This window comes from Candidatus Hydrogenedentota bacterium (genome assembly GCA_016791475.1).
Classification (GTDB): domain Bacteria; phylum Hydrogenedentota; class Hydrogenedentia; order Hydrogenedentales; family JAEUWI01; genus JAEUWI01.
In genome coordinates this window covers 32,065-59,005 of sequence record JAEUWI010000038.1, presented here as the reverse complement: position 1 = coordinate 59,005, position 26,941 = coordinate 32,065, and the positions used below count along the sequence as shown (strand labels likewise).

Genomic DNA, 26,941 nt, shown 5'->3' with positions numbered 1-26,941 from the left:
GAGCGTGAACTGCGTAAGTTGCTATGATTGACAGAAGGGTAGATTCATGAGATTCGTTTACCAGAAGAACCTAATTCAATGGCTTTTGCCGATATTCTTCTTGACGCTGACTCAGACCGCGATCAGTGTAGCGTTAGACGTCGAAGAGTCGGTTGGTTTGGCGGTAAGTGGGATTGGATGGCGTCAGAATGGACGTATTGAACGTGAAATGTTGGATCCCGGTGCCAAGGCCTTCATAAAATCGACGTATGACTCTGCCGACGCTCGAACACACGTCTCGATGATCGGCGTATTCGGAATGCTGGCGGATTCCGAGGAAGACGTTCAGTTTGTTGAGAAGCGCCTGATTTCAAGCGCGAAGTCAGTCGCTGCTGCCGGAAAGGAGGGGGCTTTGAATGGCGCGAGATATGCAGCAGAGTATCTGACATTCTATGAAGCCATGGGCGCGCTGAACGTGATGGTCGGGAATGACGTTCCCGGAGCCAGAGAAGTAATCCGACAAATGAACGACCTGAAGTATTGGACGGAGCGCGATTTGGTATGGGAGACGTATATTGACGGACTTCCGTACGAAGGACTGTTTATTGCGGCACGCATTATGCAGCGATTGAACCCAAATGAGACAGGTGAACTGCCGCGATTTATTCAAAGCAAGCTGTTGGGCGCAGGTATTTTGATAACAGATGCGCAACTTTTAAAACTTAACGGCCTCAAGAACGATTACGCCTCCTATCTAGGAGAACTAGATGAGGAGTTGGTGCCGATGGACTCAGAGCGAAAGATCTATCTGCGGCGCAGGGCGAATCAGTTCAGAGAACGGGGGACGGGGGAAGATGAGAAGCAAACGCAGACCGCCGATAGCGCAGATGTCTCTAGAACCGATAGGTACTCAGTACCAGAAATATTGGACTTTCACGGCCGACTAACCGTAGAACTCACCTCGCCAGACTTGGCTCCCGATCTCGCCACGAAGGAACGATTTAGAGAGATAAGTGTCAAAGCGGAAAATGCCTTCCTCCAGATTCGCGAGAATATTCTCGATCGGAAATACAAGGCGTTTGCTTCTGAGCATTTTCTACTGATGGGCAAACCGTTCCCGGGTGAAGTCGTTCGCTCATGGGACATCGATAGTGAAGCTTATGCGAAGGCCGTCGAGCGCATCTTTGAGCCCCAGCGGGAGGTACTGGAGGCACTGGGCGATAAGCTGGCGTTTGGAACTCCGAGCGTTGGGGAGATTGACAGCGGCGACAATGACATACTTGTCGTCGTATCCTTGGCCGATTCCCGGGCGATTGCGGAGGAACGAATACCACAATACGAGGACTTGATGAAGGCGCGTCACTTTACATTTTCCGAGAATGGCGACTTGTTGGTGGTGATGCGCAGTATTGATGGAATGTGGTATTGGAACCCGTTCGGACGATAGATTTTGGCGGTGCCGGGCTGGGGCTTCAATGAGTGGACGGGCGCGATCAACACGTCGGACAATCCGGCAGCCATCGAGATAGACAGCGATCAGTCGGTGACGGCGGTGTTTTACCAGAACACTCTGACGGTTACCAGCGGCGGCCAGGGACCGGTCTCCACCGGGGGTGATCCCCAGACGCCCATGTGTTCACCGAGGACATCAAACCGGGCAAGCAGATCACGTTAACGGCCCACCCGGAGGAGGGCTGGTTTTTCGCGGTCTGGTCGGGTGGCTGGGTTTAGACTGAAGGACGTTTGAGTCCTCAAACGCATGGTAATCTACCGTGCGCGGCAAAGTTTTATTCGTAGGACGCATCCCCATGGGAGGACCCGAATTGCTGCCGAGGTGCTTTACAACTTCATGTAGCCCACCGGTACCCCCCCGCATCAAATCCCATGTCCCAAATCGGGCAGACCGTGTCCCAGATCGGGCGGGAACCCGAATTGCGGCACCCCGGAAACCCATGCTACACTGCCCAACTCCCCGTTAAGACCAAGGTCACTGGGGTTTTCTCCGGTTGCGGCCCTTGGTATGAGATTTGCTTCCTTCTCCGTGTCTATCCTGGAGAGGGTATGAACGGGGGTTCTACGGTCGTGCCATTTTGGCCCGGCAAACTTTTTTGCGGAGTTAAGGAGATTAGCTCACCATGATCAAGGCAAATGGACTGACGATGCATTATGGGCCGGTGCGGGCCCTCAATGACGTCTCGTTCGAGGTGAACCGCGGCGAGGTCGTCGGTTTGCTGGGGCCCAACGGCGCCGGCAAGTCCACCACGATGAAAATTCTCACCACCTATTTGTACCCCAGCGGCGGCAGCGCCATTGTGGCCGGCGTGGATGTCCTGAAGGATCCCGTGGCGGTGCGCAAGAAAATCGGGTACCTTCCCGAAGTGCTTCCTCTCTATATGGACATGGAGGTGAAAACCTACCTGGACTTCGTGGGCAGCGCCCGCGGCCTCTCGGGCGACAAGCTCAAGGAGCGGGTCAATGTGGTGCTCGACGTGACCGGCCTGCGCCCCATGTACCGCAAGGTCATCCGCGAGCTGTCCAAAGGTTACAAGCAGCGTACTGGTATCGCCCAGGCCCTGATCCATGACCCCGAAGTCGTCATCCTCGACGAGCCCACCTCCGGCCTGGACCCCCACCAGATCCTGGAGATTCGCGCGCTCATCAGCGATCTTGCCAAAGAGAAGACGGTTATCCTCTCCACCCACATCCTTCATGAAGTGGAAACCACCGCGGACCGCATCGTCATTATCAACCGCGGCCAGATCGTGGGCGACGGCACGCTCGACGAACTGCGCCACAAGGCCAAGGACAACGAGCGGACGGCGTTTTCCGTCGAAGGCAACCGCGACGAGATCCTGCCCAAGCTCAAGAAGCTCGACGGCATCACCCACGTGGACAGCATCGGGGAAGAAGGCGGTTGTCCTTCCTTCCTGCTCTTCTCCAAGACGGGCGTGAGCCCCTGGCGCGAGATCAACAATCTGGCCCAGGCGGAAAAGTGGCAGGTGAAACAATTGGGCGACAAGCCCCTCACCCTCGAGGAAACCTTCCTCACCTTGACCGAAAAAGCGGCCAAGGCGGCTAACTGAAGGATACGGACGCATGAATAACATTAAAGCCATTATGCGCCGCGACCTTGGCGCGTACTTTACTTCCCCCGTCGGCTATATCTTCATGATGGTCTTCGTCACCATCAGCGTGGGGCTCTACATAACCTCCTTCTTCTCCTTCCCCATGGCCGACATGCGGCCCTATTTCGACAATCTTCCGTTGCTTCTCTGCGTGTTCATGCCCGCCGTTACCATGCGGGTATGGGCCGAAGAGCGCAAGGAAAACACCTGGGAAATGCTCCTCACCTTCCCCATGGAAGCGCGGGAGCTCGTGCTGGGCAAGTTCTTCGCCGCGTTCATCTTCTTCGCGCTGACCCTGCTCAGCACGGTGACGGTCCCGGCCATGCTGATCTCCCTGGGCAAGCCCGATCTCGGCGCCATCTTCGGCGGCTACTTCGGCACCCTGCTCCTGGGCGGTTTCTTCCTGTCCATGGGTATTTTCTTCTCGGGCTTTTTCAAGGACCAGATCGTAGCCTTCGCGGTCACGCTGCTGACCTGCTTCAGCTTCTTCCTGGTGGGCACCTCCTTCATCGCTTCCTACATCGATGACCGCATGCCCGGCCTCGGCTCGCTCCTGTCCGATCTCCTCGGGCTCTTCGGCCACTACGGTCCCTTCACACGCGGGGTAATCGATCTGGCGGACGTGGTCTATTTCCTCGTTTGGACCGCTGTGTTCCTCGTGCTCAACGTCATGTATATCGATGGGCGCAATCGCCCCGGCGCCCGGGCCATCTTCACCGGTTCGCTGGTGATGAGCGTCGCCATCGGCCTGCTCTTTAACTTCCTGATGGCCGGCACCAGCCTGCTGCGCTTCGACCTGACGCAGGACAAAATCTACACCATCTCGCAGGCCTCGAAGAACATCCTCTCCGAGCTGGATACCCCGGTTCAGTTGAACCTGTACATCACGCCCCAGTCCGAAATGCCCACGGGCATGAAGGAACTCGAGCAGGACATCAAGGATAAGCTCGAAGAGATGCGCGTGGCCTCCGGCGGCAAGCTGGAGTACAAGACCATCCCCATGAACGTCGCCAACGCCATGGCCGATCCCGAAAAGATCGCGGGGCCGGACGGCGAAGAGAAGAAAGAAGAAGGGGAGAAGACCGAAGACGAAGCTATCGAAAAGCGCATGCTTGAAAAGGGTGTTCAGCCCTTCAACGTCCAGGCCATGAGCAAGGACGAAGTGACGAGCAAGCTGGTCTATTCCAGCATCGGCGTGGGCTACAAGGACAAGGCGGAAGAGATCATTCCGCAGATCGTGCCCCAGAGCCTGGAAGAACTGGAGTACCGCCTGGTCAGCACCGTCCACAAGATGACCCGTGAAAAACAGCCGGTGGTCGCCCTGGTCGCGCCGAAAGAAGCGGTCAATATCGATCCCCAGATGAAGCAGATCCTCATGCAGATGGGGCAGCCGATTCCCGAGAGCGAAGATCCCTATGAATACCTCCAGCAGGTGCTGGAATATGAAAAGTACACCGTCGAGCGCGTGGAGCTGACCAAGGAAAGCCCCCTGCCCGCGGAGTACGACACCCTGGCCGTGATCAATCCCCGCAGCCTCAATGAGCGCCAGCGCTGGGAGATCAATCGCGCGATCCAGAGCGGCAAGTCCGTTATCATCGCCGTGCAGAACTACGAGTGGGACTACCAGCCCACGGCGCGCGGCCTGAGCGTGAACAAGCGCGAAGAGAATCCCGGCATCAACGAACTGCTGGAGAAATACGGTCTGGGCGTCAGCAAGGACATCCTGATGGACACCAACAAGGTGCCCCTCTCCATTCAGGCGGGCGGCAATTCCCTGCAGGATCTCCTGCGAGGACCGCAGCAGATCAATCTGCCCATGCACATTCTCGTGAACAGCAGTTCCATGGCGCAGGACACGGCCATCACCAACCGCCTTTCCTCCATCTTCTACCTCTGGGGCACCGCCCTCGATATCAACGAGGAAAAGTTGAAAGAGCATAACCTCGAGGCCAAGGTGGTCATGAGCTCCAGTGAGAGTGCCTGGGAGGTGCCCGCCGCCGACCCCATCACGGCGACCACCTTCGAAGAACCGGCCAACGCCGAGCGCAAGGCCTTCCCGTTGATGGCGGTGGTGAAGGGTCAGTTCCCCGACGCCTTTGCCGGTGCGGAACGTCCCGCTTGGCCCAAGGCCGATCCCCAGAGCCAGTTCGGCCAGCCGCCTGTGCCGGAGGATGACGCGCCCGAAGAACCCGCGGCTGCCGTCGAGCCGAAGCCCGGCCAGTTGGTACTGCTTGGCTGCTCGGAAACCTTCCGTAAGAACTTCCTGCAGGATGCCAACCTGGATCTGTTCCTCAACAGTGTCGACGCCGTCACACTGAACGAGAACCTGGCCCTGGTGCGCGGCCGCAAGCCGGTCAACCGGGTTATCGACCGCCCGTCGGACGGCACCAAGTCCTTCTGGCGCGTGATCAACTATGGTCTGGCCAACGTGGTTATCGCCGGCACGGGTATCGTCTTCCTGGTGAACCGCCGCCGCACCCGCAATGCCTACACCATGTCGCACCTGAACGGATAACGGAAAACCCATCAACCGAAACAACGGATGAGCGGAGTATAGATTCATGAGTATCAAGAGACTGCTGCCCTTTATCGTCATTCTCGCCCTGCTGGGCGGCCTGGCGTACCTGAAGCGCGAGAAGCAAATCGATCAGCCCAAGCTCAGCGAGCAGGCCAACCTCCAGGCGCTGGTGGACGGCGAACTGACGGCGGGCTCCATCGCCAAGGTCGAGCTCTATGCCGCGGCCAAGCCGGAAGAGAAAGTCGTCCTGGAAAAGGATGGCGAAAACTGGCTGGTGCGCAGCCACTTCGACGCCCCCGCGAAGAAGGATACTATCGACACCTACCTGGACAAACTCGCGGGCATCAAGGGCGAGTTCCGCGCTACGGCCGAAGGGGACGAACAGCTTGCCACCTACAGCCTGAAGGCCGACGAGGCCTTCCACGTGGTGGCCTACAAGGCCGGTTCCGCTGAGCCCGCGGCCAAGCTCCTCTTCGGCAAGGCCCCGAGCCAGAGCACGGTCTTCGTCCGCAAGGATGGCGACAACACGGTCTACGTGGAATCCGCCAATCTCCGCCGCGATGCGGGCCTCTTTGCCGAGGATCTCGCCGAGGCCCCCAAGGCCGACAACTGGCTTGACAAGGACGCCCTGAAGCTGGACAAGGAAACGATCACCAAAGTTGCCATCAACACGCCGGATAAGTCCCTTGTGTTTGAGAAGCAGGAGATCGAGATTCCCGCGCCCGCGCCGGCCGAAGGTGAAACGCCGCCCGCGACCCCGCCTGCGCCCACCAAGGAGACGAAGTGGGTGCTGAATGCCGGCGGTGTGGAAAAGGCCTTCAAGGATTCCGCCCTGCAGAACTCCCTGAACAAGCTGGCCCTGCTTACGGCGAACACGGTCGTGGATCCCGCGAAGAAGGCCGAGTGGGGTCTGGAAACGCCCGGCTTCAAGTGCACCATCAGCCGCAAGGATGCTGAAGACGTCGTCATCGAGGGCGGACGTCCGGATCTTGCGGGCAATGGCTACATCCGCATCGCCAGCAACGCGAAGGAGGTGGTCTACGAGATCAGCAGCTTCAATTACGACCAAGTTTTCCTGAAAGGCGCGAATCTGATGGATCTGCCCAAATGGGAGGCGGACGCCGCCGCCCTTTCGGGTATCACCATCAATCAGCCCGAGGGCCGTGTGGTTCTGGCTAAGAATGGCGCGGACTGGGCCGTCGTCGAACCGGCGAGCACCCTGAAAGTCCAGAAGTCCACCATCGACGCGCTGGCCGCCGCCGCCGCGACCTGGACGCCCGCGGACTACGCAGACAGCACCGCGGATACGGGCGCCTTCGACCGTTCCATTGAAGTAACCGTGGGCGGCGCCGTAAAGCGCTTCTCGGTCGCTTCCAAGGCCAAGGGCTCGGATGGATCCTACGCCCGTATCGAAGGCCAGGACCAGTTGCTCATCATGAAGACTGCCGACGTAACCAAGTTCTTCGTGAAGCCCCGCGACTTCTTCCAGCTCGCCCTGCTGAGCACGCCCGCCGCGGATGTGGCCCGTGTGGATGCCCGCGTGAATGGCGAGGCACTTTCGCTGGCGCGCGGTCCCGAAGGCTGGACCCTGGCTATCGGCGCGGAAACGTTCCCGGCGGATACCGCGAAAGCGGATGCCTTCGTGGACAGTCTCCTGGCCCTGGAGGCCGCCGATGTGAATTTCGCCGCTGCCTCCGCGCCCATCGTCGAGGCGGGCGCCTTCAGTATCGCCGATAACTCCGGCGCCTCCCGTCTGCTTACCTATGGCGCCGTCGCGGATGGCAACTATCCGGTCACAGTCAGTGGCGCGCCGACCAGCTTCACCGTCGCCGCCGCCGATCTGGATGGTGTCATCACGGCGCTGACCGCCGTGAAAGATTCCAAGGGCGCTGCTGCTCCAGCGGCCGCTCCCGAAGCGGCGCCCGTACCGGCTCCGGCGCCTGAAGTGCTCCCTGCGCCAGTTCCCGCGCCTGAAGCGGCACCCGCCCCCGCCCCAGCCCCAGCTCCCGAGGTGGCCCCCGCCCCAGCTCCTGAAGCGGCCCCGGCCCCGGCTCCGGAGGCGGTTCCCACCCCTGCGCCCGCTCCTGCGCCTGAAGCCCCTGCGGCGGCGCCCGCGCAGTAAGGTTCATCATGCGTTTCAGTGCGGTTACAGCACTTCTCGTTGTTGCAGCCCTGGCCGTCCCTGGGACGGCCGGGGCTGACCCCATTTCAGAGAGCCGTCGGACCGCCGTGGTAACGGCGATCGAAAAGGTCTCACCCGCCGTGGTTACCCTCAACGTGGTGGAGTACCAGCAGGAACGGGTTATCGATCGGGATTTCTGGGGGCTTTTCCGGCCCCGCCTGCGGACCCAGGATCGCGCCGTGGAAGGCATTGGCAGCGGCTTCATCTTCGACAAGCGCGGCTACATCCTCACAAACTACCACGTTATTCAAGATGCGGATGCCATCACATCGGTTACGCTGCCGGGTGGCCAGCAACTCGAAGTCGAGCTCGTCGGTACCGATGAGCGCACCGATATCGCGGTTGTGAAGGCAAAGGGCGATGATTTTCCCTTCATCAAGCTTGGCACATCCAAAGGGCTCATGATCGGTGAGTGGGTCATCGCCATCGGCAATCCTTTCGGCACCATGATGGCCGATCCCCAGCCCAGCGTCAGCGTGGGCGTGGTTTCCGCGAACCACCGTCGCGTCAGCCGCGAAGTGGGCGGGGGAGAGCGTCTCTACCAGGATCTCATCCAGACTGACGCCGCCATCAATCCCGGCAACAGCGGCGGTCCGCTCGTAAATGCCGATGGCGAGGTGGTGGGCGTCAACACCATGATCTTTTCCAACAGTGGCGGCTACCAGGGGCTTGGGTTCGCCATCCCCATTGATCGCGTCAAGCGCGTGGCCGAGGAAATTATCCAGTTCGGTCGTCGCCGCAATCCGTGGATCGGCATCCACGGCGAGCCCGTGGGCGAACTCTCGCCGCAGGCCCTCCACCAAATGGGCATTCAAGTCGAATCCGGTGTCGTCGTCACCGAGATCTATCGCAGCGCCCCCGCTTTCAAAGCGGGCCTCGAACTGGGCGACGTCATCCTGAGGATGAATGACATTCCCGTCGCCCACCCCTCCGAAATGGACTTCGTCAACTGGGATCTGTTTATTGGCGACGAAGTTACCCTTGAGGTGGACCGCCTCGGCGCACGTAAGTCATTGCAATTCAGTATTGTAGAACTTACAGAGTGATCAAGATTCCTCCAATTTCGCCCTCATCTTGGAGTGGTTGCCGTAAAAGTGTATAAGTTTATAACAATATTTTTTCCCTTGCATGAAATTAATTTTCACGTTATTATGTCGTTACAGCATTAAAGGGCTGCGGCATTATTCGGACTTATAGGGCAAGTTCAGCAAGCGGAGGCGGTATGAGGGATCTTTTCGGGTACATGGGTGGCCGACGGGCTGTGGCGCTGTTGATTGGGGTGGGGGGGCTTGCCGTTTGGCCGTGCCCGCCGGTTCACGCGGCCAACTTCCTCGTAAACTCGCCCGGCGAGCAGTCGGATGCGGTGCCCGGGGACGGGGTCGCCGAGATCCAGCCAGGGACGGGCATAACCACGTTTCACGCGGCGATCGAGGAGGCCAACGCATTCCCCGGGCCGGATACCATATCGTTCGGGCTCGACCTCAATTTTAGTTGCGAGTGCGATTCGCCCGCTCCGTGCAGGGTGGAGCTCAAGTACACCCGCCCCCTGCCTCCCTTGAACGATCCCACCGCCGGAACCACGATTCAGCTCGAAAGTATCTACTATTTTTCCGGCGTCAATATCGATCCGGAGCTCGGCGAGCCCGGCTACAATGCCGCACTCGTGATCCTCTCCGCGGGCAATATCGTGCGCAACTTCAACGCCCTTGGATTTCCCCAGGACGGCATAAATATTTCCGGGCCGGATGCCTCGGGCAATACACTTGAGCATTGCGACATCGGTGCGTGGTGTGGGCTTGTGGACGGCGTCGGGCGGGACGCCATCCGCATCGATGGTGGCGCATCCGCCAATGTGGTCACGGATTGCACCGGGGCCGATTCAATCTACGGCATTCACATTACGGGTACGGGCAGCGATGGCAACCTCGTTACGGGGAACTATCTGGGGCAACGGCGCCGCGCGCTGGTCGCGGCCTGCGGCGTGGACATTGACGAGATCACGAACCTGACCCCGCTGCCGCTCCCTCCGGAGTGCGGCCGGTCGATACACGAGGCATTTTTGAATGGGTACCTGAGCGGAAGTGCCGCGCCCAACGCGACCGGGGCCGTGGGCATTGACAATGGCGCATCCGGCAATATTGTAGGCGGGGAGGGGCGCGACCTGGCCAATTTTATTGGCGGTAGCCACTGGAAGTCGGGCATCGTTCGTTGCGGCATCATGCCGCGCCGCGCTCAGGGAGCGGTCGAAGGCAATCAGGCCGGCGTGATTCTGGATGGCGTCGGGACGACCGGAAACCGGATCCAGGGGAACTATATCGGCTATCGAAATGTCGCCGTGGTGATTGCAGACCAGTTTGGCAACGTGTCCCTGTGCCCCCAGCGGGACATGAGCGGACTCACGGGTTATTCCGTGCTGGTGCGAAACGGCGCAACCGAGAACGTCATCGGGCATGAAAGCGAGCCCGCGCTGGGCAACAAAATCCGGTACGGACTGAAAGAGGGGGTGGTGGTCGATGGCTCGGGGACGAGCGACAACGTGATCGCCAACAATGAAATCGACGCCCTGCGGGACGGCGTGGTCTTCCAGAATGGAGCCCAGGACAATTTTCTGGGTGCGGGCGGCAACGGGAACAAAATATCGGCGGGCGAGTACGGCGTCGAATTGACCGGTACGGGCACCACCCGCAATACGGTCATCGGGAATCTCATTTCCGAAAACGGTTTTTCGGGCATAGCGATCCGCAACGGCGCGGCGGGCAATATCATCGGCGGTACGACGCCCGCGCTTGCGAACGAGATCGCGCGGAACTTCAGCGACGGCGTCGTAATCTTTGACCCGGGTTCAAACGACAACCAAATTCTCGGCAATCTCATCGAGCGGAACGGCGAGATAGGCGTCTTTATGGTAAACGGCGCGTCGAATAACGTCGTTGGCGGCACAACGCCGGGCTCGGGAAACAACATCTACGACAACGCGGTCACGGGTGTGGAGATACACGATATCAACTCCACGGGCAACCGCATACTCGGCAACGAGATACACGGCAACGGCACCCGGGGCGTGTTCATGGTGGATGGGACCTCGGGCAATATCGTGGGGGGCGTTCCGCTGGCGGAGCGAAACAGGATATTCGAAAACGAACTATCCGGAATCGAGATCAACGGTGCTAACACCTTTGAAAACCAGATCCGGTTGAACTCGATTTATGACAACGGGGAAAAGGGCATTCTCCTCACCTTTGGCGCGAATAAGGGCATTGTCCCGCCGGTGATCGAGACCTTCGTGCCTTTTGCGGGGACGGCGCCACCCGACAGCTTCGTGGACATCTTTTCCGACGCCGGGGAAGAGGGAAAGACGTATATCGGCTCCACCACCACGGACGCGGAGGGCAACTTTTCCGTCGCCCTCAACCTGGCGCCCCACGTGAACACCAATCTGACCTCCACCGCGACCGACAGCGCGGGGGACACTTCGGAGTTCAGCGCTCCCATCGCGATCGTGCCGCCGGCATTCGCCGTGACCCCGGCGGATCGGGTGGTGGTGGAAGGGGATGATTTTGAGCTTCCAGTGAACTTGACCGGCTCGCCAACCATCCGACTCCAGTGGCGCTTCAGATCGGCGCAAGGAGAGTACGCCGACCTGGAGGACGCCGGCGGCGTTTCAGGCAGCGAGACGGAGACGCTTTTCATCGCCGATGCCGATCATGCGTTCGAAGGCTACTACCAGTGCGTGGCGGACAACGGCCTGGGCGGGGTGAACTCGCGCGAGATCTTCGTGCGCGTCGTCGGCGAAGATCTGGATGAACTGGAGGTAAACACGCTAACCGACGGGAGCGACGGCAACACGTCTTCCTTTGCGCGGCTCCTGGCCGAACCGGGGGCCGATGGCGTTGTTTCGCTTCGCGAGGCTATCGTTGCGGCCAACACCATGGCGGGCCCCAACAGCGTCCGCTTCTCCGTGGAGGGTGTGCTTCAACCGCATTCGCCCCTGCCCGCCATCAGCGACAGCGAGGGCGCGCTCACGCTGGACGGCATGGATGCGCTGAGCCTCGACGGTTCCCTGCTGGGCGAAAGTGGTTCCGGGTTGACGTTAACCTCCGCTGAAAACCACATCAAGGGACTTGGGGTACATAGCTTCCCCGAACACGGCATCGTCATCTCGGGGAGTGGCGCAACGGGGAATCGCGTAACCGGTTGTCACATCGGAACCGATGGCGAAACGGCCCTGGGCCAGGGAATCCACGGGATTCTTGTCGCCGATGGCGCGTCGGGCAATGTCATCGGCGGCGCCGTCGCCGGAGAGGGCAACCATATCGCGGCCAATCAAAACGCCGGTATCGCCTTGAGTGGCGCGAACACGTCGGAGAATCTCATCCTTGGCAACACCATCGGCCAGGGAGCGGATGGGCTTCCCGCGGACGGCAATGTGATCGCGGGCGTTCTGATCAACACCGGCGCGTCGGACAATCGCGTGGGCGGCGACGAGAGCGGCGAAGCGAATCTTATCACGGGCAACGCGGGGATAGGCGTCTGGATCGTCGGCGATGCCACCGCGCGGAATTCCGTCCTGGGCAACACCATCTTCGGCAATGGCGAGCTTGGAATCCGCCTGTTCGAAGGCGGCAATGAGAACGTTTTCCGCCCCGAGATTGCCACGGTGTCGCCCCTCGCTGGAAGCGCGCCCCCGAACAGCCGCGTGGACTGCTACGTGGATGATGATGATGAGGGCGAAGATTTTCTGATTTCCCTGGTGGCCGACGAGACCGGCGCTTTCGGCGCGATGCTGGATCTCGCCCTCTTCGACGGCCGCTACCTCACCGCCATCGCCACCGACGACGCCGGGAATACCTCACCCTTCAGCCGACCCGCCCCCATTGACTTCACGCCGCCTGTGCTTCAGTTGACCGGGGCCGGGAAGCTCACACTGGAGTGTAGTGCGCCCTTTGACGATCCTGGCGCAACCGCGTCCGACAATATCGATGGGAACCTCAACAATCAGATTGTCGCCACCATTCAAGACACTTCGGGTACCGTATTGGCGAGCCTCGACGGCGCGGCGCCAGGCGTTTACACACTGATTTATTCCGTTTCCGATTCCTCCGGGCTGGTCGCGGCGCCCGTATCGCGCACGGTGGTGGTCGAAGACACAACCGCACCCACCGTGACCCTCAATGGCGCGGAGAGCCTGCGCCTCGGCTGCGGAGAAGAATTCGACGATCCCGGTGCCACCGCACAGGATGGTTGCGACAGCGCACCCGAACTTCAAGTTGCGGGTACGGTGGACAGCGCCGCACCCGGCGACTACACACTCTCTTATTCGGCGACCGACAGTTCGGGCAACACGTCGGGTGCGGTAATCCGCACGGTTACGGTGGAAGACCGAACCCCGCCCGTCATCGTGCTCAACGGCGCCCCCAGCCTTGGCGTGGTCTGCGGTGAAGTTTTCAGTGACCCCGGCGCGACCGCCAGCGATGATTGTGGCGGCGCGGTGGATGTGAGTGTCGCAGGCTCGGTCAACATCAACCAGACCGGTGAATACACGCTGACTTACCGGGCCGAGGACGGCGAGGGCAATCAGGCGACCGCCGTAACCCGCACCATTACGGTAGACGATACGACGCCGCCCGTGCTGACGCTGGTGGGCGCGGCGGAGCTGGTGCTTCAGTGTGGTGACGGCTATGCCGAGCTGGGCGCAACGATTGACGATGCGTGCGACGCGGTCGCCGAGGTGGTGGTTACCGGGGATGTGGACCCGAACACTATCGGCGTCTACAACCGCCACTACGACGCTATTGACGCCAGCGGAAACGTGGCGGCCACCCTCACCCGGACCATCTCCGTCGAAGGCCAGAGTCCGCCCCGGATCACACTGACCGGTCAAGCCGCGATCACGGTGGCCTGCGGCGGCAACTACCAGGACGCCGGGGCCAGCGCCGTGGATGGCTGTCAGTCGGATATCGGCCATGCGATAGTCACCGACAACCCGGTGAACACGGAAGTTCCGGGGACCTACTCCGTGCGCTACAACGTTTCCGATGGCACCGGAACCCCGGCCGAGGAAGTGACGCGCACGGTCACCGTGCTCGCCTGCGCCACGCCCTGCGACGCCACCTGCACCGGCGAGCCCAACGACCAGATCGACGGGGACGGTGACGGCCTCTCCGCCTGCAAGGAGCAGTGCGCCAACAGCAGCGACAGCGATCCCGATTCCGACAACGACGGGATGCCCGACGGCTTCGAATACCGCCACCAGCTCGCGCTTCGCGTCAACGATGCGGACCTCGATCTGGATCTCGACGGCCTCACCAATCTGGAGGAGTACCTCGAAGGCGGCTCCCCCCGGAACGCCGCCACACCCGTGCGCTCCTTCTACGTCAGCCCCAATGGCGTCGATGCCTCCACCGCCGGCACCCTGGAAGATCCGTGGCAAAGTCTGGGCTACGCTCTGGCCCGCCTGGAGTCCGCTCCCTCGGGCGCCAATCAGCTTTTTGTCGACAGCGGCGTATACGTCGAAGATATTAGCCTGCTCCCCGGCCTCGTCGTCCGCGCGATGGTCGATGCGAACGTGGAAATCATGGGTACCGTGATCGCGCCCGCTGGCAGTATCTTGCGCGATGTGACCCTGAGTTCCGATGGCGCCGACACCGCTCTGCTCTTCATCACGGGCGGAAATGTCCGCATCTCGGGCTGTACCTTCAATGGCGAGTTCGGTACGAACCTCACCGGTATCGTGGTGGAAGATAGGAACCCGGGCCTCCAGAGCGCCAGCCCTGGCGTAATCGAAGGCTGCGTCTTCATGAACCTTGCCACGGGCATTAGCGTCGACGGCGTGCTGCCCCACGTGCGCCAGTGCCAGTTCATTAACATCGGCGGTGCCGGCATCGCAGTTCTGCCGGATGTTATTCTGGGTGATAACGCGATCATGGGCGACGGTTTAAATGGCTGGAACGACTTCAGCGGGATTGGCGAAGGCATCGCCATCGCCAACCAGAGCGCAGAAGCCGTCAGCGCCCAGTGGAACGACTGGGGTACGGAAGATCCCGTCGCGCTCGAGGCGCTCATCGAAGGCGAGGTCGACCAGGCCAATGCACTCGGTGCGGGTGGCGCCAGTTCCGCGGCGGCGCTGGAGGTCGTCGTGTTCAACGGCCAGTCCCAGGCCCGTATCCGCAACGCGCGTGTATCCATCGTCAGTGGCGGAACCACATTGAGTGGCAATACGACGACCGACGGGCGCGTCGCATTCCCCGCGCTGCGTGCCGGGACCTGGCAGGTCACCGTCACCGCCTCCGGTTTCCCAACCGTGAACGAGAACATCAACCTCGTCGCGGGCATCTATCGCGTCGCGAACTATCCCATGCTCGCGGAAGACGTGGAAGAGCCCATCGACGAAGGCTGCACCGCCCCCGCAAAGACCGCCAGAAGCGGCGAAAGCCGCCGGGGCGATCTCGTGCTCCTGGTTCTGCTCTTCGCCTTCCTTTTCACAGGGCAGATCGCCCGTATGGAAGGCGGCAAGTGAGAACGTTTGAACCTGCGGCACTGGCATGCCCGCCCTCCCAACCTGTTTCGCGCATAGACGCACCCCGGCGAACGGTGAAGATTCGCTATCGGGCCGAGCCCCACCAATCGGGGGGAATGGCCTCAAATTCCGCTTGCTTTTCGCGCGCGACCAGGTAGAGTTGATCGAGATACACACCGCCGCTCATCGCCGTGATATGAAGCGCTGCTTCGGGCATGCCATCGGCGATCATCTTACTCCCGAGATGGGTATGGCGCCATTGCAACTCGCCGGGTATCCGCACGGTCCGTTTTCCGGTCCCGTTAGCGAGATCCAGGCTTCCCTCCTTCGCGGATAGATTGCAGAGTCGGCCGTAGACTTCGTAGCTGCCCGGAGCCTGATCCTGCAGCGCATACGTCAACTCGCTCCCGCGAACGAAGTAGCCTTCCGTCCGGCCGATATTCGCCTCAACCTTGCCCCCCCGAATTGACAGGAGATTTTCCGCGGGCAAAACCGTCGCCGTGGCGGCGAGGCGATCGCGCCAGGCGCTCCTCGCGGCCAGAAATCGCGCCACGGTGTCCTGATCTACCCCAATCACATAGCCTGAGGTGTCCTGCGCGTCGCCCGCGTCATTTCGGTGGAGCACCGAGAAAGCTTCGGGGCAATCCATCATCGGGCGGAGACGGAGCGTCCAGAAATAGCGGACGGGATCGCGCTTCCAGGCCCCGATGGATGTCTGCGATGCGAGCAATTCCTCCGGGCGGGGCGCGAGGGAAGGACGCCAGAAATTGCACAGGTAGCGCACATCGTACCACGCCAGAAAGGGGAGGAGGTCCGTGGCCTTATTGGCCTCCAGCAGGCTTTCGTCGCTTGCGAGCCCCTCCAGGTTGATGACTGGGCGCTCGGCGTACCAACCAATTTCTCCGACGGCCCACCCGGCGGCCACGGTATCCTTCGGCGTTTGCTTTGCCAGCCAGTTGGCCATGTCGAGATAGACCGCCCGCAACGACTGGGGGTTCGTGTTTTCCGCCTTCCGCAGGTCGCGGAGATTTGCGGCGGTCCAGAACACGAGCAGCACGGCGAGGACGGCGCCTAGAGCGAACACGGCTCTGGAAAAGGCCAGCAAGCCCCCCGCGAGTCCGGTCAGGCCCGCCGCCGTCACCATTACACCCGCGGCGCCGTACCACGGCCAAACGCGGTCATAGGAAAGGGCGTAGTACATGGTGCTGACGATGTAGAAGGCGAGCAGCGCGATGCCCAGGCCCGCCAGAAAACGACCGGCAAGGGGCGGGCGTCTGCGAAGCAGCAGCGCCAGCCGGAGCCCCGCCGCCAGGAGCGACGCGCCGAGCACCCAGGGAAACCACGCGCGCTGGTTGCCTGCAAGATCAATTTGACCGAGGGACAGCGTGCGCAGGCCCGGCGCGAGGTCGCGCGGCAGATAGGTTTGGGTGATCTGGCGCAGGCGCGATTTTCCGGGCCCGGTTTGAATCTGGGCCAGGGACACGCCATAGATCTGCCCCGTGGTCTCCAGTTCGTAGCGGTCGCCCCAGTGCTGTTTCACCCGGCCGCTGATGGGTGTTGCGGCGCCATGCCATGCCACATTCATCAGCAGATACGGCGTTGCCAGCAGGGTCAGTATCACGCCCGCGATGAAGACCCGGCGCAAGCCCGCAAAGGGGAGCAGGAGCACATAGAGCAAAAGCAAAAATAGTCCGCAATCCAGTCGGCTGAACAGAACCAGCATTGAATACAGAGCGAGCCGGACAGGTTGTATGGGGGCGCCCTCCGCGATGCGCTTGATGAGGTGGTCGGCGAGCAGCCCCAGGCTCCAGAACACCGCGACCGACTCCAGGCCGGACAGGAAGAGGTCCTGGCATGCAGCAACCGTTACCACCACGATCAAAGCGGCCAGCACCCGCGTCACGCCGCCCCTGCGAAGCACGCCGTACCACGCCAGGCCGCCCCAAATCGTCAACGCGACACTCAACCACAGGACGACACGGGGCAAGCCCCCCAGCGCACCCGCCAGATGCAGCGGCAGCGCGCAGGCAGTCACCAGCGCCATCCAGAGTGGATGAAAGCCGTTCGTGCCCGTCAATCCGTCGAAGGAGAAGAAGCCCAACGACCAGAAATTGGCCGCCGGCAGAAGGTAGTAGAAAGCGTCATCCGTCAGGGCAATCTCGGGGCTTGATAGGGCAAGCAGCGGACTCAACAGCGCGAAGAGGCTCATGGCGAGGGCCGCGCGAATTGCACGTTCCCTGTCGAAGCGGCGAATTGGCGGGGTGGAATGCGCCGGGTCGGTCGAGTTTCCCAGACCGCGATCAGATTCCTTCACCAAGCCATCTCCCATGCGTTCCATGGGCTCTCCTCCTCAGCCGAGCCGGGGTGCCCCGTCACGATCAAGGAATACGATGCACGAGGGATTTCCAACCGGGGCGTATTCGCCAGTAAAGGTCAGGCCGCCCGTGTCCTTATTCACCCGGAAGACGGTCACGTTGTCCGCGCGCTGATTGCAGCAGAACAGGAACTGCCCGGAAGGATCGAAACTGAAACTGCGGGGATAGTTGCCCCGGGTCCATTCTTCCCCCACGTAGGTGAGTTCTCCCTCCTGACCGACGGCAAAGATTCCGATGCTGTCGTGAAGGCGGTTGCCCGCATAGACAAAACGCCCGTCGGGTGACACCAGGATCTCGGAGCAGAAGTTGCTCCCCGCAAAGTCGGGGGGCAGGGTGGAGATGGTCTGCCGCGCTTCGAGGCGCCCCGTGGTTCCGTCGTAGTCAAACAGGACGACGGTGGAACCCTCCTCCTGAATTGAGTAGAACCAGCGGCCATTGGGGTGAAAGTGAAAGTGACGCGGGCCGTCGCCGGGCGGCAGCGAGACGGAGGGCGGGTCATTCGCCGTCAGAACTCCCGCCTGCGCATCAAACTTCCAGACGAAGATCCGATCCAGACCCAGGTCCACATGCAGAACGAAGCGCCCCGAGGGATCGGCCTGGATCATGTGCGCGTGGGTACGGTCATGCCCGCTGAAGGCGAAGCTGCCCTCCGGCGCGTTGGTCGCCCGGGTGGGGCCAATCTCGCCGGCGTCGACCTGCACGCACGTTGCTGCTCCCAGGCGACCGTCGTCCAGGATCGGGAACACCGCGACGGACCCGCCGAAATAATTGGCCACCAGCAGAAAGCGTCCCGAAGGGTGGATGCTCACATAGGTAGGGCCCCGGCCTCCTGAAGGAAGGGTGTTGAGCAATTCCAACTGCCCATCGGCGGGATTGATGGCAAACGCGCTGACGGTGCCTTCCTTGCTTTCGCCCACCCGATCCGTTTCATTCGCCGAGTACAACCGGGTTCCATCGCCATTCAGCACCAGGCAACTGGGGCTCGTGCCCATCTCGTGGATCCCGATGGGTGTCATCGCGCCACTGGAGCGATCCACGTGGAACAGATGAATCCCGCGGCCATTGCCGGGGGGCAGATCCACCTGCGTAGGCAGCATGTCGCGCAGCGGTGCGCTGAAGGTGCCGATATACGCGATCAGCGGCGGGGCAGTCTCCGCCGGCTGGGCCTGCGCCGCCGCAGTGGCCAACGCAGCCGCCCCCGAGAGCAGTGCGGTACGCTTGATGAATGAACGCCGGGAATGATTACGCAAGGGCATGGCAATAAGGATCCTAAGTACACCGCAACCCATCTGCGGTGCCAGTGCTTCAATATTTCGAAAAGTAGGGAGCGGGGGCTTTCCAGCCCCCGATAGTCTTTACCGTACTTGAACAAACTTCAGGATCAAATCTCAACTGCGGGACGGGCAAAAAAATGGGGGGGAATTCTCGTAAGACTTTAGCCGACTGAAGTAGTCATAAATGTTGGATTCAGTCTATCGTCCAGCAAAGAATACTCCGATGTTGTATCGTGACTTCAAATAAAATCGTGCGCCAACGTGGCTGAGCCTTCCAGGTTGAGGCAAGGCGTATCTTAAATGCTGCCGGGCCTTGCGATTCATTGGGGGACCAGAGCCAAGACACAAAAATGGGGCTACTCGAAAACTAACAGAGTGCTTTTCCTCAGCCTGGAAGGCTAAGCCACGTTGGCGCACCTCCCCATTCCAGGTTAGCTTCAGAAGGCTTCCGACTGCCAACGAACCCAGATAACTGGGAGCCACCCAGCCTGGAAGTGACGTGCCAACTCAAGTAAAGGCGCTTCATTCGGCTAAAATGTTACCCGAAAGCGAAATCCGGACCAGCGAAGGGGGGCGCTGGTCCGGAGCGGTGCATCCCAATTTCCAAGGTGTGCGTCAAGGTCGGAGCGCACCGCACGAAGGGATGGAGATTGTTGAACAAACAATCCCACCCCGAAGCCGCCCGAAGACGGGTCAGCGGGGTGGGACTAAACTCTTAGGCGATGCCAGCATGCACGAGCGTGATTAGCTCTTCTTACGACGAACCATACCGACCAGCGCCATGCCTAGGAAACCAAGGCCAGCAGCGGCGGGCACTGGGACCACGATGTTGTCACGGGGCGGATAATAGCTCTCAGACGGGGCCCATTCGAACCAATCAGAACCCCCTCCGGCCCCATCGCTGATTCTTGTTATCGCTTGGACGTGCATCGCGATATTGATTCTGCGATTGATTATCTCGTCATAAATGTAGTCATAGTCGTAGAGTGGCGCATTCGGAGTATTCATGCCAAATCCCAGCACTACCCACTCGTCACTCGATTCGATACCACTATCCGATACCGGACTGTCCGAATCGGCGCTCAAAGCTACATCCATATCCGCTTCATAAGCCCAAGTTCCTCCTACGTTTGGAGGTGCTACGCCTTGAGAAAATTCCGGGCCGTCACTCTCGATAACATTAGTATCCAGTAGATCGGCGAGATAGTTTGGTTCATTCGAATCGCTGAAGTAGATATCTGTTATGGACGATTCCACGGTGGCCGAGTCAAAATTGACGAAGGCGAATCTTGCGAGGTTATCGTGCTCATACATCACCAAACCAAAGTCCAATCCACTGTGTAGACCGGTGTTGTTTGTTAGTGCGGACGACTGAAAAAACAGTGCACCCGGCTGCAAGGGATCAAGGGTCAGCCCCGGCAGCCCGAGATTCTCCCAATCCGTCAATGATGCTGCGCTTGCCTGAAATGGCAAACACAGCGCCGCTAACGCGGCAATTCCCACTATACTTCGCACCATTTTTCTCATTGTTCAAACCCTCATTAGTCAATTTCACACACCGAGACACACAGAGAAGACCTCTTCGCACCACTTCCCCAAGCGTGTTGTCCACGTTATTTTTCTGCAATTTGTATGCCGGATTTTTGTCGTCGAAATTCCGAAGTCTATGATTCAAATGGATTTACGAATTTGTTGCGGGTATTCCACCACTCGGGCCGAGGGGTGCGAAAAAGTTCCTGGTCGCGGATCTGGAATTGCGAAAAAGCCCGCGAAATTTTTTTTCCGATCAAATCCGATTGCTGTACCCCAAAGGCAAAAAAGGGTAGATATCAATTGACTGCCGACTCAGTATTCGTGAGAAGTCGTGTATTTGCTGTGTCAGAATTGACAAACATTGCACGCCCCGATAGGTGGCGCTCTCGGCGCAAAGAAGTTCCTCGCGCGCCACTTTCCCCGTTGTGCTGTACGGTAGATGCCCACCAATGAGTATTCAGGTCCGGATCGGCTGAACTGTTCGTATTAGTGTTGGAGTCGGGTGTGGAAGCTCAAGGCCTTTGGGTGCATTCCGCGACGGAGCGCCCGACGATACACGGCGGCTTCGCCATTACCTCGAGGATCTGAGATTCGCCAAGACTTTGAAATTGGATGTGGCACGTCATGGCTCTGACGCTTCCCGTTTGCCTGGCGCCACCACCCTGCGGAAACCTGGCCCCGGCGGGGAAGAAAAGAAATAATGGCGCGCCAGGAGGGATTCGAACCCGCGACCTACGGCTTAGAAGGCCGTTGCTCTATCCGGCTGAGCTACTGGCGCGCATGGGGGATGGCTGGGCGGGGAAGGGGGCCGTGTCGCTGCTCCCGATGGGCCCGTTCCGAGCGGCCCAATTATTTCACATCCACCCGCGTCGGGTAAAGCTAATTCCATCCGTGCTTGACCTGTGCCGCTTGATATTTGCATGAAAAACAAGGATTCCAGTATACTCCCCAAGTTTTGCCCGAGCTTCAGGCAATCGTGTCTCGTAAATCGTGACCGGCAGTGTACCTCTACAGGATTCGCAGGCTGATCTATTCCCCTGTGTCCCGCCGGCGCACCCCATTTGGCAACGTGAAGGAGAATTCTAACAATGGCCAAGAAAAGCGTCTACTTTTTTGGTGGCGGCAAAGCCGAAGGCGACCGCTCCATGAAGAACCTGCTCGGCGGCAAGGGCGCCAACCTGGCGGACATGGCCCAGTTGGGCGTGCCCGTCCCCGCAGGCTTCACCGTCACGACGGAAGTCTGCACGGCGTACTATGACAACAAGGGGCGCATCCCCAAGAACGTCACCGATGAGTATGTCGCCGCCCTGAAGAAGGTCGAGAAGGTCATGGGCAAGAAGTTCGGCGACGAGAAGAATCCTCTTCTCCTTTCCGTCCGTTCCGGCGCCCGCATGTCGATGCCCGGCATGATGGACACCGTGCTGAACATCGGCCTGTGCACCAAGACGCTCCCCGGCCTGCTGAAGTCCTCCGGCGACCCGCGTTTCGTCTATGACGCCTACCGCCGCCTGATCACGATGTACGCCGACGTGGTGATGGAAAAGGCCGCCGGCCTGGAGCCGAAAGACGGCGAGAGCATCCGCCACAAGCTGGAACACAAGTTCGACTCCCTCAAGGAGAAGCGCGGGGTTACGGAAGACACCGACTTGACCGCGGAAGACCTGAAGGACCTCTGCGAAGAGTTCAAGAAGACGGTCAAAGCCACCCTGGGCACGCCCTTCCCCGACGACGCGATGAAGCAGCTCGAAGGCGGCATCAAGGCCGTGTTCCAGTCCTGGATGGGCAAACGCGCCATCGCCTACCGCCAGATTGAAGGCATCCCCCACGAATGGGGTACGGCCGTAAACGTTCAGGCGATGGTCTTCGGCAACATGGGCGATGATTCCGCCACCGGTGTGGCGTTCACGCGCAACCCGGCCAACGGCGAAGACATGTTCTACGGCGAGTGGCTGATCAACGCCCAGGGCGAAGACGTGGTGGCCGGTATCCGCACCCCCCTCCCCCTGAACAAGAAGTCCAAGACCCCCGACCAGACCAAGGTGAAGTCCCTGGAAGAGTTGTGGCCGAAGACCTACAAGGAACTCTTCGACATCCGCTGCAAGCTCGAAAAGCACTACACCGACATGCAGGACATCGAGTTCACGATCGAAAATCGCGAACTGTGGATGCTCCAGACCCGTACCGGCAAGCGCACCGGCCCGGCGGCCATCCGCATGGCCGTGGAAATGGCCGAGCAGAAGCTGATCTCCAAGGAGACGGCCCTCATGCGCGTCGATCCGGAGCAGGTCAACGAACTGCTTCACCCCATGGTCGATCCGAAGGCCGAGAAGAAGGCCACCCTTCTGGCGAAGGGCCTTCCCGCGGGTCCCGGCGGCGGCGTGGGCCAGATCGTCTTCAATTCCGAAGACGCCGAGATCTGGGCCAAGCAGGGTAAGAAGGTCATCCTGGTCCGCAATGAAACCTCCCCCGAAGACGTGCACGGCATGCACGCCTCCTCCGGCATCCTTACCGCCAAGGGCGGCATGACCTCCCACGCGGCCCTCGTGGCCCGCGGCTGGGGCAAGTGCTGCATCGTCGGTTGCGGCGCCCTCCAGATCGATGCCAAGGCCAAGAAAGTCACCATCGGCAAGAAGGTCCTTTCCGAAGGCGACTGGGTCTCCATGAACGGCAGCACCGGCGACCTCTTCGAAGGCGCGCTGGACGTGCTCCCCGCCCAGCCCGATCGCAACCCCTGGTACAAGAAGATCATGGCCTGGGCCGACGCCACCCGCCAGATCAACGTTCGCACCAATTGCGAAACCCCCGGCGACGCCGCCCAGGCCGTGGCCTTCGGCGCCGAAGGTATCGGCCTGGCCCGTACCGAGCACATGTTCTTTGAGCCGGACCGCATCATCCACATGCGCGAGATGATCCTGGCGAACAACGAGAAGGATCGCCGCGCCGCGGTCATGAAGCTCCTTCCCTTCCAGAAGAAGGACTTCCTCGGCATCTTCAAGGCGATGGCCGGCAAGCCTGTCACCGTCCGCCTGCTCGATCCGCCGCTCCACGAGTTCGTCACCCTCTCCCCCGAGCAGGTGCACGATCTGGCGCGCCACATGGGCCTTCAGTACACGGACATCCACAACCGCATCGACCAGCTTCACGAGCTGAACCCCATGCTCGGTCACCGCGGCTGCCGTCTGGGCATCGCCTACCCCGAAATCACCGAGATGCAGGTCACGGCCATTCTCAGCGCCGCCGCCGAGCTGACCGCCAAGGGCGTCAAGGTCTTCCCGGAGATCATGATCCCCCTCGTAGGCCACCAGAACGAGTTCCTGAACCAGGCCGCCATCGTGCGCACGGTCGCGGAGCAGGTCAAGGCGAAGTACAAGCTTAAGAAGCTCGACTACATGGTCGGCACCATGATCGAAATCCCCCGCGCCTGTCTCGTGGCGGACAAGATCGCCGAGCACGCCGAGTTCTTCAGCTTCGGCACCAACGACCTGACCCAGATGGGCTTCGGCTTCTCCCGCGACGACATCGGCGGTTTCCTGCCCTCCTACCTGAAGGAAGAAATCCTTCCGGTGGATCCCTTCCAGGTCCTCGATCAGGAAGGCATCGGCCAGTTGGTCGATTTCGGCGTGACCCGCGGCCGCAGCACCCGCCCCGACCTCAAGGTGGGTATCTGCGGTGAGCACGGCGGCGAGCCGAACTCCGTGAAGTTCTGCCACCGCGTGGGTCTGAACTACGTGAGCTGCAGCCCCTTCCGCGTGCCGATCGCGCGCCTGGCCGCTGCCCAGGCGGCGATTGAGACGCCCCGTGGCGCGGTGAAGGCCGGAAAGGCCAAGGCGGCGGCGAAGCCAAAGGCGAAAGCCAAGAGCAAGGCAAAGGCCAAAGCGAAGAAGTAAGCTCAGGTCCACCTGAATTCGAGGCCCCCGGAACCCGTTCCGGGGGCCTTTTTACTTATAAAATCGATTAAAACCATAAATTTATCCGGATTAGTTGCTATTTTCCGGTTTTTGCTGAATAATTGGGGTGTGATCGGGAGGGGCAGGGGCGAGGCGTGGATCGAGATGTAAACTTATAAAGACCGGAATCATTCCTTTGGCCACATTTCGTATCAAAATTCAACGACCTGGGTTTCCCGTTGTCCTGGGCACACTCAGCGAAGTTCCCCGGATCGCGGGGCGTTCGCCCGAGGCTGATTTTCTCCTCAGAGAGGACTCCGTCAGTCGTCGCCATGCCCAGTTTTACGTCATTGGCGACGAGGCTTTCGTTGAAGACCTGGATTCCAGTAATGGGGTACACGTCAATGGGCAGCGGATCCGAAAGCAGCGGTTGCTACCTTCGGACCGGGTCTCGGTGGGGCCCTACACGATCCACGTTGAACCCGTCAGTGTGTTGCTCAAGACGGTGGCGGCCCACCGTATGGAGTTGCACTACAACGATGTGGGCGCCCTGCACGAGCACATCGTAGACAAAGACCATTCCGCGCTGTCCTTTCTGTACCGCCTTTCCCAGCGACTGTCCACCCAGCGCACCCTGCAGCAACTTCTGGAAACGGTGCTGGATGAGTTGATGGAGGCCCTCCCGGCGGATCGGGGCTTTGTGAAGACGAGCGAAGCGATTGATTCTTCCGGGACGCACTGCGTCTCCCGTTCCCGCCGCGTCGGTCAGTTGCCCCCGCCCATCAGCCAGACGCTGGTGGACCATGTGTTGTGTACCCGCGGCAGCGTGATGACGTCGGATGCGGGGGATGACCAGCGTTTTGATAACTCCGACAGCATCGCGGCCCACCAGATCAAGGCGGCGATTTGCGTTCCCTTGACCAGCCATGACACGGTCTACGGCGTTCTCTATGCCGACGCCAGTGCGGAGCCTATGCCCTTCACCCAGACCCATCTGCAGCTCATGTCCATTGTCGGGCAGGTGGCCGGTGCGGCGGTGGAGAACATGCTGCTGTATGAGAAGCAGATCCACCAGGAGCGACTTGCGGCCATCGGCCAGGCGGTATCCGCAACGAGCCACGACATGCGCAATATCCTCATGGGCATCTCCGGGGGGGCGGAGTTGCTCGAACTGGCGAATCAGAATCAGAACTGGGAGCGCGCGGCCAAGGCCACACGGCTCATCCGCAATTCCCTCCACCGTTTCGAGACGCTGGTGGAGAGTCTGCTTACCTGCGCTCGAAAGACCGATCTGACGCTGGAGGATGTAAATCTCGGGGCCCTCGTGAATGAAGTCGTGGAGTCCGTCGAAGCCGAGGCCGAAAAGCGCAACGTCCGCATCCGCGTCGAGAACCGCCTGATCGAGAAGATTTCGCTCGACACCCAGCAGGTCCACCGGGTGCTGCTGAACCTCCTCAGCAACGCGCTGGACGCCATGACGGCGGGGGGCGTGGTGACGATCGAGGTCGCCGCGGAGGAAGATGCGAACGTGGTGCGGGTGCGCGATACCGGCACCGGTATTCGCCCCGAGGATATGCCCCGGGTGGGTCAGGCCTTCTTCACAACGAAAAAAGGCCAGGGTACGGGTCTCGGCCTCGCCGTCTGCCACCGCGTCATGGAGCAGCACGGGGGGCGCCTTCAGATCGAGAGCGTGCCGGGCGAGGGGACCACGGCTTCCCTCGTGTTCCCCGATCCGGGAAAGGCCACGGCACGTATCAAACGCATGACCGCCTGACCCGCGCGCGCTGATCCGTCGTCGAATCTGATCTGTTCCGCTCGGATCGCCACGTCGCTATTGTCCATTCCATGATCGCCCCCAATAAATCGAATGATTCAGGACTTGCCCAGTTCCGGGTAGAGTTCCTCGCGGCAGGTCGGGCATATGCCGTGGCTGAATTCCGCGTTGGAGCGCTCGCTGATGTAGCGCTCCAGATTCGCCCAGTTACCGTCGTCGTCCCGAATGCGTTTGCAGTTCGCGCAGATGGGGAGGAGGCCGCTGAGCTGTTTCACGGTGGCCAGCGCGGCCTGCAATTCCCGGATCAGCTTCTCCCGTTCCTGCTCGGCCCGGGTGCGCTGGGTGGCGTCCCGGAGGGAGTACAGCAGGGCCGGTTTTCCATCCCAGGGCACCACGGCCACCGTCACATCCACATTGCGCAATTCGCCCGTGGCGCAACGGACAGGCATGGGGCCATAGACGCCATCCACCAGTTCGGCTTCCATCAGTTGGTCCGCCGCATGGTCGGGCAGGAGCCGGGAAAAAGGCGTGCCGATCAAGGCTTCGGGTGGGTAGCCCAGCACCCGGATGGCCGCATCGTTGGCATAGAGTATTTCCTGAGACTCCCCGTCCAGCACCAGGGTCACATCGAGAGTGGCCCGAAACAGCGTTTCCAGATGTCGCTGGGTGAGGGCGGTGCATACCGGTTGCCCGTCCGCCTGCTGAAGGGAGTTGTCAGAAGTCATGGCACGCTCTCCAACCCGATTGTACACCATCCGTCAAGGGGCAAACACCGGGC

General features: G+C 60.6%; 12 protein-coding genes and 1 tRNA gene. 8 read left to right on the top strand and 5 right to left on the bottom strand.

All coding sequences use genetic code 11. The features are described from left to right. The first annotated feature begins 46 nt into the window (after positions 1 to 46). The 6 genes from JNK74_18960 to JNK74_18935 all read left to right on the top strand — a co-directional run bounded on the left by JNK74_18960 (position 47) and on the right by JNK74_18935 (position 15,320). Positions 47 to 1,426 (top strand): hypothetical protein, encoded by a 1,380-nt coding sequence (locus JNK74_18960; GenBank protein MBL7648264.1) that lies wholly within the window; start codon positions 47 to 49, stop codon positions 1,424 to 1,426. A gap of 688 nt (positions 1,427 to 2,114) precedes the next feature. Beyond that, entirely contained in the window at positions 2,115 to 3,062 is a 948-nt protein-coding gene (locus JNK74_18955) for an ATP-binding cassette domain-containing protein (GenBank protein ID MBL7648263.1), read from the top strand. A 13-nt stretch (positions 3,063 to 3,075) separates the two neighbouring features. Next, a complete protein-coding gene (locus JNK74_18950) occupies positions 3,076 to 5,619 on the top strand; it encodes a Gldg family protein (protein ID MBL7648262.1) in 2,544 nt (847 codons plus the stop codon). 46 nt (positions 5,620 to 5,665) lie between these two features. Then, positions 5,666 to 7,744, top strand: coding sequence for a DUF4340 domain-containing protein (locus JNK74_18945; GenBank protein MBL7648261.1), 2,079 nt, complete (start codon positions 5,666 to 5,668; stop codon positions 7,742 to 7,744). 107 nt (positions 7,745 to 7,851) lie between these two features. Continuing rightward, positions 7,852 to 8,850 carry a trypsin-like peptidase domain-containing protein gene (locus JNK74_18940; protein MBL7648260.1) on the top strand — a complete coding sequence of 333 codons (999 nt, stop codon included), beginning with the start codon at positions 7,852 to 7,854 and terminating at the stop codon, positions 8,848 to 8,850. A gap of 176 nt (positions 8,851 to 9,026) precedes the next feature. Further along, on the top strand, positions 9,027 to 15,320 hold the full coding sequence (locus tag JNK74_18935) for a DUF5011 domain-containing protein (GenBank protein ID MBL7648259.1): 6,294 nt from the start codon (positions 9,027 to 9,029) through the stop codon (positions 15,318 to 15,320). Positions 15,321 to 15,405: 85 nt separating this feature from the next. Here JNK74_18935 and JNK74_18930 read toward each other — a convergent pair whose 3' ends face one another. From JNK74_18930 to JNK74_18915, 4 genes are all read right to left on the bottom strand, one after another. Beyond that, on the bottom strand, positions 15,406 to 17,658 hold the full coding sequence (locus JNK74_18930; GenBank protein MBL7648258.1) for a hypothetical protein: 2,253 nt from the start codon (positions 17,656 to 17,658) through the stop codon (positions 15,406 to 15,408). Positions 17,659 to 17,670: 12 nt separating this feature from the next. Continuing rightward, the gene (locus JNK74_18925) at positions 17,671 to 18,951 is read right to left on the bottom strand and encodes a lactonase family protein (protein ID MBL7648257.1); all 1,281 of its coding nucleotides are present in this window, start codon (positions 18,949 to 18,951) and stop codon (positions 17,671 to 17,673) included. Positions 18,952 to 19,713: 762 nt separating this feature from the next. Continuing rightward, the gene (locus JNK74_18920; GenBank protein MBL7648256.1) at positions 19,714 to 20,496 is read right to left on the bottom strand and encodes a hypothetical protein; all 783 of its coding nucleotides are present in this window, start codon (positions 20,494 to 20,496) and stop codon (positions 19,714 to 19,716) included. Positions 20,497 to 21,203: 707 nt separating this feature from the next. Continuing rightward, positions 21,204 to 21,280, bottom strand: a tRNA-Arg gene (locus tag JNK74_18915). Between the two features lie 310 nt (positions 21,281 to 21,590). Here JNK74_18915 and JNK74_18910 point away from each other — a divergent pair. Next, on the top strand, positions 21,591 to 24,389 hold the full coding sequence (locus JNK74_18910) for a pyruvate, phosphate dikinase (GenBank protein ID MBL7648255.1): 2,799 nt from the start codon (positions 21,591 to 21,593) through the stop codon (positions 24,387 to 24,389). Positions 24,390 to 24,585: 196 nt separating this feature from the next. Then, the gene (locus tag JNK74_18905) at positions 24,586 to 26,163 is read left to right on the top strand and encodes a GAF domain-containing protein (GenBank protein MBL7648254.1); all 1,578 of its coding nucleotides are present in this window, start codon (positions 24,586 to 24,588) and stop codon (positions 26,161 to 26,163) included. A gap of 98 nt (positions 26,164 to 26,261) precedes the next feature. Here JNK74_18905 and JNK74_18900 read toward each other — a convergent pair whose 3' ends face one another. Further along, complete coding sequence (locus JNK74_18900) at positions 26,262 to 26,888, bottom strand: PAS domain S-box protein (protein MBL7648253.1); 627 nt, start codon at positions 26,886 to 26,888, stop codon at positions 26,262 to 26,264. Positions 26,889 to 26,941: the final 53 nt, after the last annotated feature.